The 7987-nt window shown below is 58.3% G+C and carries 6 protein-coding genes; all 6 read right to left on the bottom strand.

Annotated elements, in window-relative coordinates:
* Position 1 precedes the first annotated feature (1 nt).
* The 6 genes from EK22_RS15795 to EK22_RS15820 all read right to left on the bottom strand — a co-directional run bounded on the left by EK22_RS15795 (position 2) and on the right by EK22_RS15820 (position 7168).
* Entirely contained in the window at positions 2-1135 is a 1134-nt protein-coding gene (locus tag EK22_RS15795) for an ABC transporter permease (protein ID WP_036252548.1), read from the bottom strand.
* Complete coding sequence (locus EK22_RS15800; RefSeq protein WP_036252550.1) at positions 1132-2883, bottom strand: ATP-binding cassette domain-containing protein; 1752 nt, start codon at positions 2881-2883, stop codon at positions 1132-1134. The genes EK22_RS15795 and EK22_RS15800 overlap by 4 nt, the downstream gene beginning before the upstream one ends.
* Positions 2883-3911: an HlyD family secretion protein gene (locus EK22_RS15805; RefSeq protein ID WP_036252552.1), complete on the bottom strand. Its 1029-nt coding sequence runs from the start codon at positions 3909-3911 to the stop codon at positions 2883-2885. The genes EK22_RS15800 and EK22_RS15805 overlap by 1 nt, the downstream gene beginning before the upstream one ends.
* Positions 3912-4223: 312 nt before the next feature.
* A complete protein-coding gene (locus EK22_RS15810; protein ID WP_036252554.1) occupies positions 4224-4901 on the bottom strand; it encodes a thiopurine S-methyltransferase in 678 nt (225 codons plus the stop codon).
* 390 nt (positions 4902-5291) lie between these two features.
* A complete protein-coding gene (locus EK22_RS23255) occupies positions 5292-5900 on the bottom strand; it encodes a phosphatase PAP2 family protein (RefSeq protein WP_152565124.1) in 609 nt (202 codons plus the stop codon).
* A gap of 8 nt (positions 5901-5908) precedes the next feature.
* A complete protein-coding gene (locus EK22_RS15820) occupies positions 5909-7168 on the bottom strand; it encodes a PQQ-dependent sugar dehydrogenase (RefSeq protein ID WP_036252556.1) in 1260 nt (419 codons plus the stop codon).
* Positions 7169-7987 lie beyond the last annotated feature (819 nt).

Genomic DNA, 7987 nt, shown 5'->3' on the forward strand with positions numbered 1-7987 from the left:
GCTACTCCAGCCGCTTCGGAGCTTTCTTCGCAATCAGCGCGAAAAACACGACCGCCATCACCGACAGCGCCAGCGCATTCGGCACGATGACGGGCCAGAGGTCGCCGGCCAGGAACACGGTTTGCAATATCGTCACGAAATAACGCGCGCCGATCAGATAAGTGAGCGCCTGGATGGCCGCCGGCATGCTGGCTATGTCAAAAATGAACCCGGATAAAATGAAAGCCGGCAGAAAGGTGGTGATAATGGCCGCCTGCCCCGCGACGAACTGGTTCCTGGAGACGATGGAAATCAGCAGCCCCATGCCCAGCGCCACCAGCAGGAACAGCGTGCCGGTCAGCAACAACACCCACAGCGAACCGCGCAAAGGCACGCCGAACAGGAACACCGCCATGGCGATGGACAGCAGCATCCCGCCCATGCCCAGCAGATAGTACGGAATCAGTTTGCCCAGCAGGACCTCGCCCATCGTCACCGGGGTCGCGATCATGGCCTCCAGCGTGCCGCGCTCCCATTCGCGGGCCATGACCATGGCCGTCAACAGCGCGCCGGTCAGGGTCATGATCACGGCGATCAGGCCCGGCACCAGAAAGTCCTTGCTCAGCACCGCGCTGTTGTACCAGATCCGGTGCTCGGCAATGACCGGTTGTGACAGGGTTGTGCCGCGCAGCGCGGCCAGATGGCTCAGCCATTCATTCCACGCGCCCTGGACATAGCCCGAGACCAGGCGCGCGGTATTGGCATCCACGCCGTCGACGATGACCTGGATGGCCGGCGAGTTCTGCTTGAACAGCTGGCTGCTGAAATCCGCGCGCAGGCGGATAATGGCCATGATGTCCCGTGTCAGCACGGCCCGTTCCGCGGCCGCCATGTCGGCAAAATACACGGGTCGAAAATACTCGGACTGTTGAAAGGCCGCCGTGAAACTCGTGGTCTCGGGCGTGGTTTTCTCAATCACCCAGCCCACCGGCACCCGCTTGGCGTCCAATGACACGCCGTAGCCGAACAGCAGCAGCAGAAACACCGGCAACACGAAGGCAATGGACAAACTGCTGGGATCGCGCCAGATTTGCAGGAATTCCTTGCCGATCAGCCCCTTCAGGCGCAGGTATTTTTTGGCCCTGGAATCGCTCATGACTGTTTTGCCTGTATCAGTTGAATAAACGCATCTTCCATGGTCGGATCGGGCAGCGCCTCCGTGCGCGCCTGGCGCTTGATGTCGGTCGGCGTGCCGGCGGTCAGGATATCGCCTTCGGCCATGATCACCAGGCGGTCGCAGTATTCGGCCTCCTCCATGAAATGCGTGGTCACCAGCACCGTGACGCCGGCGGCGGCCAGACGGTTGGTGCGGTTCCAGAACTCGCGTCTGGCCAGCGGGTCGACGCCGGACGTGGGTTCGTCCAGGAACAGGATTTCCGGCTCGTGCATCAAGGCGCAGGCCATGGCCAGGCGTTGCTTGTAGCCCAGCGGCAAATCGCCGCTGTTGGCGTCCTTGCGCGCCTCCAGTTCAAATTGCCGCAAGGCCCAGCGGATTCGCTCATCGCGGCGGTCATCGCACAGACCGTAGACGCTGCTGAAAAACGCCAGATTCTGGCTCACGCTCAAATTCGCGTAAAGCGAAAACTTCTGCGACATGTAGCCGATCCGCGCCCGGGCCCTGGCCGCCGCCTTGCGCAGGTCGACGCCGGCGACCTGCAATCGGCCGCTGCTGGCGGGCAGCAATCCGCACAGCATGCGAAAGGTCGTGGTTTTGCCGGCGCCGTTCGCGCCCAACAGGCCGAAGATCTCGCCGCGCCGGACCGTGAAGCTCAACTTTTTAACCGCCTGAAAATCGCCGAACCAGCGGTCGACGCCGTCAACGCGGATAATTTCCTCATCAGCGACAGGCGCGGCCGGCGCGGCCATTTCGTTTGCCTGCCGGACCGGTGCGCGGCGCTGGTTCAACAGGTCGATAAACGCGTCTTCCAGGCGCGGGGCGGCAGGCTCGATTCGGGGTTTACCCGCGTCTGTCCCTGCCAGCACCGCGCCGGCCGAGCCTTCGCTGTCGCACACGACGCGCACCGCCTCGCCCTGGATGACGGCATCGACGATCCCGGGCTGGCCGCTCAGTCGGTTTTGCAGGTCGCGGTTGGAAAGTTCAGGATGCGTGATGCGGTAACAGCGCCCCCGGATTTTTCCCCGGAAAGCCTCCGGACTGCCGTGGTCCAGAAGTTCGCCCTCGTCCAGCAGCATGACGTCGGTGCAGCGTTCGGCCTCATCGAGATAAGCCGTGCTTAACAGCACAGTCGTGCCGCTCATTTTTACCTGCTGTTCGATAATGTTCCACAATTCCCGTCGCGATACCGGATCGACCCCGACGCTGGGCTCATCGAGCAACAACAGCCGCGGCCGGCTGAGCAGCGTGCAGGCCAGCCCCAGTTTCTGTTTCATGCCACCGGACAGGCGGCCGGCCAGACGTGCGGTAAAAGGCGCCAACCCGGTCATGCGGGTCAGTTCCTGAAAGCGTTGCGCCCGCTCCTGCCGATCAATGCCGTGAAGATCAGCATAAAGAGCCAGGTTTTCGGCCACGCTCAGGTCTTCGTACAGGCCGAAGCGCTGCGGCATGTAACCGATCAGGCCTCGAAGCGGCTCTGTGTCGTTGTCGGTACCGTGCCCAAACACGACGACGCGGCCCGAATCCGGCAGCAGCAATCCCGCCGCCAGCCGCATCAGCGTGGTTTTGCCGGCGCCGTCCGGTCCGACCAGGCCGGCCACCGTGCCTTTCGGCAGCGCCAGCGATACGTTTCGCAAGGCATCGACCCGGTGCCGACCGGCAGTAAAGGCTTTGCCGACGGCCTGGAATTCGAGCGCGAAAACCGCCTGATCGTTGCGGACCTCCGGCATCAGCGCTCCGGACAAGGCGGGACCGCACTGCTTTCGGCATCCGAATCAAGGGCAATGCTGACCGTAACCGGCATACCCAGGCGCAATTCGTTTTGCGGATTGCAGGCGAAAACCCGCACCTGATAAACCAGACTGGTGCGTAGCTCCGGCGTTTCCACGGTTTTCGGCGTGAACTCGGCCGTGGGCGAAATGAAACCGACCCAGCCGGCATAGGTTTTATCGGGATAGCTGTCCGTTTCGATGTGCGCCGGCATGCCGTATTTCAGTCTGCCCAGCCGGTCTTCGGACACATAGGTTCTCGCCCAGACCGGATCGATCAGCGCCAGCGTGTAAACCGGCGCGCGGATATCGGCGATATCGCCGGGCTCCAGTATACGGTCCTGGATGATGCCGTCGGCGGGGGCATAAAGATGGGCGTCCTGCCAGGCTTTTTTCGCCAGATCCAATGCGCTTTCCGCGGCTTTCAGCAAAGCCCTGGCTTCGGCAATGTCTTCCTCGCGCGGACCGATCACCGCCAGCGCCTGCAGCTGCTTCAAGGAACGCATGCGCTCACGCGCCGCATCCAGTTCCGCCCGGGCGCGGTCCAGCGCCTGGACCGGCGCCGATTGCCTCTGCACCAGGGCCTGCAGCCGGTCGAATTCCTTTTGTGCGAACTGCAAGGTTGCCTGCGCCGACTTTACATCCGCCCTGGCCTTGCGAATGTCTTGGGCGCGCGATCCGGCCTCCAGCCTCGCGACCACCTGCCGCTGAGCCTCGGCCCTGGCTTCGGCGCTGTCCACAGCATACTGGAAACGTTCCAGATCCTGTATCGCCAGCAGCTGGCCTTTCTTGACCCGCTCGCCTTCCCTGGCATACATCGCCGCGATGTGCTCGGCATCATGAAACGTCAGCTCAACCTGGCGGATATCGATATTGCCGTACAGCGTCAGCCTGTTCTCGTCTACCGGTTCGGAAGGCCGGAAATACCAACCGGCAACCGCAATGCCGAGTATAACGGCCAGGATAATGATGATTTTCAGTGGTTTCATGCTGTTGTTGCCATTCTAGGATTTGGTCGTCAATAAGGTCCCTGTCTAAACATAGCTTACATTCCGCGGCAAAATTTGACCTAATCAGAATTGTTTCAGTACCTTTTTAATCGGGCTGTTCATTTTCATTGATTCATAGGCGTTTTGATCTGGCAATTCCTATGGATTGATGCCCTGATACCGTAACACGTAGGGACGAATCTGTGTGTTCGCCCTTGCCCAACGGTTCGCCTTTGGCCAACGGTTCTCCGATAACCCATTGTGCACCCGAAACAGGGCGGACACGTAGGTCCGCCCCTACATTAGGCGCCGCTATTGGGAATCCGATCTGGTGGTGAGACGGTACACTTTATATTCGACGCGCGCGGGCGGTTGATCCGGAAAACCGGGATCCGCTTCGAACACGCTATCAACATGCGCCAGATCGATTTCAAAGCCCGTCGAATACAGTGCCCTGATTTCTTCGCCGACGCCAAGCGCCTGTTTGAGCGTCTCGTGTTCCTCGGCATCCTCGGTAGTCAGCAAAAACACTTCGGATGATTTCGGGGTAATCAGCTGCAGGTGAGCAACATAATGCCGGCGGATATCTTCAGGCAGCGCGGTGAGCGCGGCCCGGTCGTAAACCGCATCGATAGCGCCCAGATCGCCCGCGGTCAGCGAAAAGTAATCCCCGCACAAGATGTTGATTCCGCCATGTTTCCATAGGGTAAATTTGCCGACGCGCCGCCGCGATGGCTTGAGCCGGTTTTCAAGGAAAAAGGCCTTGACCGCGATAGGGCTCAGTTCAACACCGACGACAGTGTGTCCCTGCTCGGCAAGCCAGATCATGTCTCGGCTTTTGCCGCACAGCGGCACGAATACCCGGCTTCCACGCACCAGATTAAGGCTTGGCCAGAACCTGGCAAGGAGTTGATTGACCGCATTTTGATGGAAATCGGTTTGCCGATCGCGCCAGAGTTGTAGCCAGAGTTTATTGTCCCGGCTGGTCATGAATGCGCTTCTCCCGTAGCCGTATATTGCCTGACAGATAAATAGCGGCGCGTAAAATGCCTGCCGTCCATACAGACAGCACCGTACTTGCTTGGGTAATCGGGCATAATGTGTTCTTCCCATGTAAAGTTTTGTGAAAAAGAAAATGTCAGCTCGAACGGACACAAAACTTTGTGAGAAGCGGCATGAAGGTCGAATAGGCACTCGCTGAATTTGCCCAAGAGTACCACGCCCGGCCCCCGGAGCGCCAAGCAATTCAGCGGTGAAGAACAAAGATCTAGCCCAGGGATGAACGGCAAAAAACCCGGACGCATAAGGCGGATCGTACAATGCGCGGCATGCTTCTTTGAAATCCCGCTATTTGCGCAGCCTTCCCCGATAACCCGCCGTCTACGCGTCCATAATGATCTGGACCGCCGCCGCGAGGGCGAGTCCGATGAAGGTAGACGCCATGATCTGGCTGAACCAATGCCCGCCCAGCACCACGCGTGCAATAACGCCGGCAGCGATAAGGAACAGCGCGATAGTGGAAGCGGTTGCCGTTGCGATGTTGCGATTTGAAGCCATGCGGATCGCCGCACCGAATAGCGCGCCGTAAACCAGTCCGAACGTGGAAGGAAATCCTGAGGACGCACTGGGACTGGCCACCGCGACCACATCCGCCGAAGGCCGGGGAGCAAACACCAATGCCCGTAGCAGCGCATCGAGAATTTCCGCCAAAATGAGCGCCAGAACCGGAGTGGCCGTATGACGCCAGCCTCCATGGACAAATGCCAGAAGGATCGCCACGATAAGCGTGCCCCACAGAATGGGCAGCTTCGCGGTGTCGCTCAAAAACATCGCCCAGGACGGGGTGCCGAATATCGATTGCAAAGCACGCGTAACCAGCACGTCGCCAGGCAGCGGGCCCTGAACAATGAGACACGCAGAACCCAGTAAGCCGCCTATCGTGATGTAGATTACAGCTCGCATCGATGCCTTGTTTGTATCCTCAGGCAAAGCAGAATCTATCCTCCGTCCTTACCGTTTTCAAATGCTTCATCTCCGGCGCTTTCCAGCCGCCAGATTTCACCTGTGTCAATGGCGGCATAAATCGCGCCGTCCGGCCCCAAAACGAGCGAGCGCATGCGCTGCGCCGGCAGATCGGCCACAGTGGCTGTTCTGATCGTCATGCCGTTCGCATCCAGCTGCAAAAGCTGGATGCGCGCGCCCTTCAGAAACCCGACCGCCAGCCACCCATCCCAGGCCTTCCAGTGCGGCCCGCTCAGAAACACGCACGGTCCCATCCCTTCGGATACGCCGCGGTTGTTCCACGATGGATTGAGCGCGTCGGGGAACCGGTCCAGATCCGTCATGGACGTTGGCGTGCCGTCGGGCTTATTGGACGTATAACCGCAATAATCGCTCGCGCATGACACTCCTTTTGTGGGTGCCGGGTCCCAGCCGCCGTTGCCGCCCGCTGCAAGCGGCGTTACTTCATCGTCATGACCGGGGCCGTGCTCACAGACAAACGGCTGGCCCGTGCCGGGGCGAAACGCAATGCCTTGCACATTGCGATGGCCATAGGTGTAGATGCGCGGATCGCCTCCGTGCGGGGTATTGTTGCCAGTTGCGGCTTTGCCGTCGCGGTCGATCCGCAATATTTTGCCGCCCAGGCGGGAAAGGTCCTGCGGCAGCGGCCCGTTGTGGTTGTCGCCGGTGGTGACGTACAGATAGCCGTCAAACGGGCTGAATCGAATGCGGCCGCCGCTGTGCGCGCCCGCGGCGCCCCACAGGTTGAAGGATTCCTTGAACGGGATGTCGGCGACAATGTCCTGACGGTCGGCAACAACGGTGTAGGCTTTATCAACGGTGAGGCGCACGACGCGGTTAGTCTTGGCCTTGTCGATATTTGAGGACATGTAGACGTATACATGGCGATTTTCGTCAAACGCCGGATCAAGCGCGACGCCCAGCATGCCGCTTTGGCCCTGGCAGAAAAAGTCATCCGCCTCCAGGGCCGCGCCGGCCGTTCCGAACAGAAGCCGGACCTTTCCATCAGAGGCGCGCACGGACAACCCCCGGCATTTTTCCGTAAACAGCATGGCCCCATCCGGCGTAAAGGCCAGATCCCATGGGTCGAAAAGTCCCGACATCACTACCGTGCGCTTTATTTGAGGTTCGCTGTTGTCCGCCAACGTCGACTGTTCTCGGCCGCAATGGACCAAAACGGCCGCGAACAAGGCCGTTAACATCATGGACAGTACCCTTGTTGTTTTGCGCTTCATTGCTTCACCCCTGAATATCTTCTTCGGAAAGAAACTAATTGGCTGTCTTTTCATCATTCCAGGTTTCATTCATTACGCGTCTTCCACATTGAGCATAACGTTTAAGTTAATGGGTGGGCATTAACCCATTTCTCCATTGAATGAAGTGTCTGGCATTTTGTTCAATTTCTAACACTGCGGCGCATGAACCCTTTGAAATTCTGGCTATTACCTTCCGCACCGCATCTGATGCCAGGATGGTAATAGTCACTCAAGATACAGATTCTGTTTTCTAGCTGGAATTTCCAATATTCAAAATCAGTGGATGTTTTTAAGCAGGCGCGCCAGACGAACACCTTTGATAAGTATTCGTCAGAGGCATACTCATTTCTGGTGCATGACTTAGGATTTGGTCATAAATAATTTCCCTGTTTAAACATAGGATGTGCCGACGACAGGAGGCGCACTTGTGCCCTTTAGGGTATCGTTCGCGAGCGATACGCTTCACTGCGCCGCCTGAAGCGCCTACTTTTGATCAGCACATATATGGACTCCTCGATTATTGCAAGCCAAGTTTTCAATTTTGTAATGTCACTAACAGAGATCAAGATTGCCGCCATATATTCGGTCTCTTAACAGAGGTTTTCTTACCTCAGGACTCCTGATGAATCTATCCGCGCGCTTTCACCTCAACCATCCTAACGGTTTCTTAAGAACCTATGTGCTGAGCGGGTTTGGAAAGCACCGGTCTGACCTGTTGTTGTCATCACTAATCGTTAACTTGCCTCCGCAATCTTGTGTACTCGGTTAAAATAGTGCTCAAGAGGGTTATCCACGCTT

The sequence above is a fragment of the Methylobacter sp. BBA5.1 genome, from assembly GCF_000746145.1.
GTDB classification, from domain to species: Bacteria; Pseudomonadota; Gammaproteobacteria; order Methylococcales; family Methylomonadaceae; genus Methylobacter; species Methylobacter marinus.

Coding starts and splice junctions, on each gene's coding strand:
- EK22_RS15795 (WP_036252548.1), bottom strand. CDS start 1,135: ATGAGCGATTCCAGGGCCAAAAAATACCTGCGCCTGAAGGGGCTGATC.
- EK22_RS15800 (WP_036252550.1), bottom strand. CDS start 2,883: ATGCCGGAGGTCCGCAACGATCAGGCGGTTTTCGCGCTCGAATTCCAG.
- EK22_RS15805 (WP_036252552.1), bottom strand. CDS start 3,911: ATGAAACCACTGAAAATCATCATTATCCTGGCCGTTATACTCGGCATT.
- EK22_RS15810 (WP_036252554.1), bottom strand. CDS start 4,901: ATGACCAGCCGGGACAATAAACTCTGGCTACAACTCTGGCGCGATCGG.
- EK22_RS15820 (WP_036252556.1), bottom strand. CDS start 7,168: ATGAAGCGCAAAACAACAAGGGTACTGTCCATGATGTTAACGGCCTTG.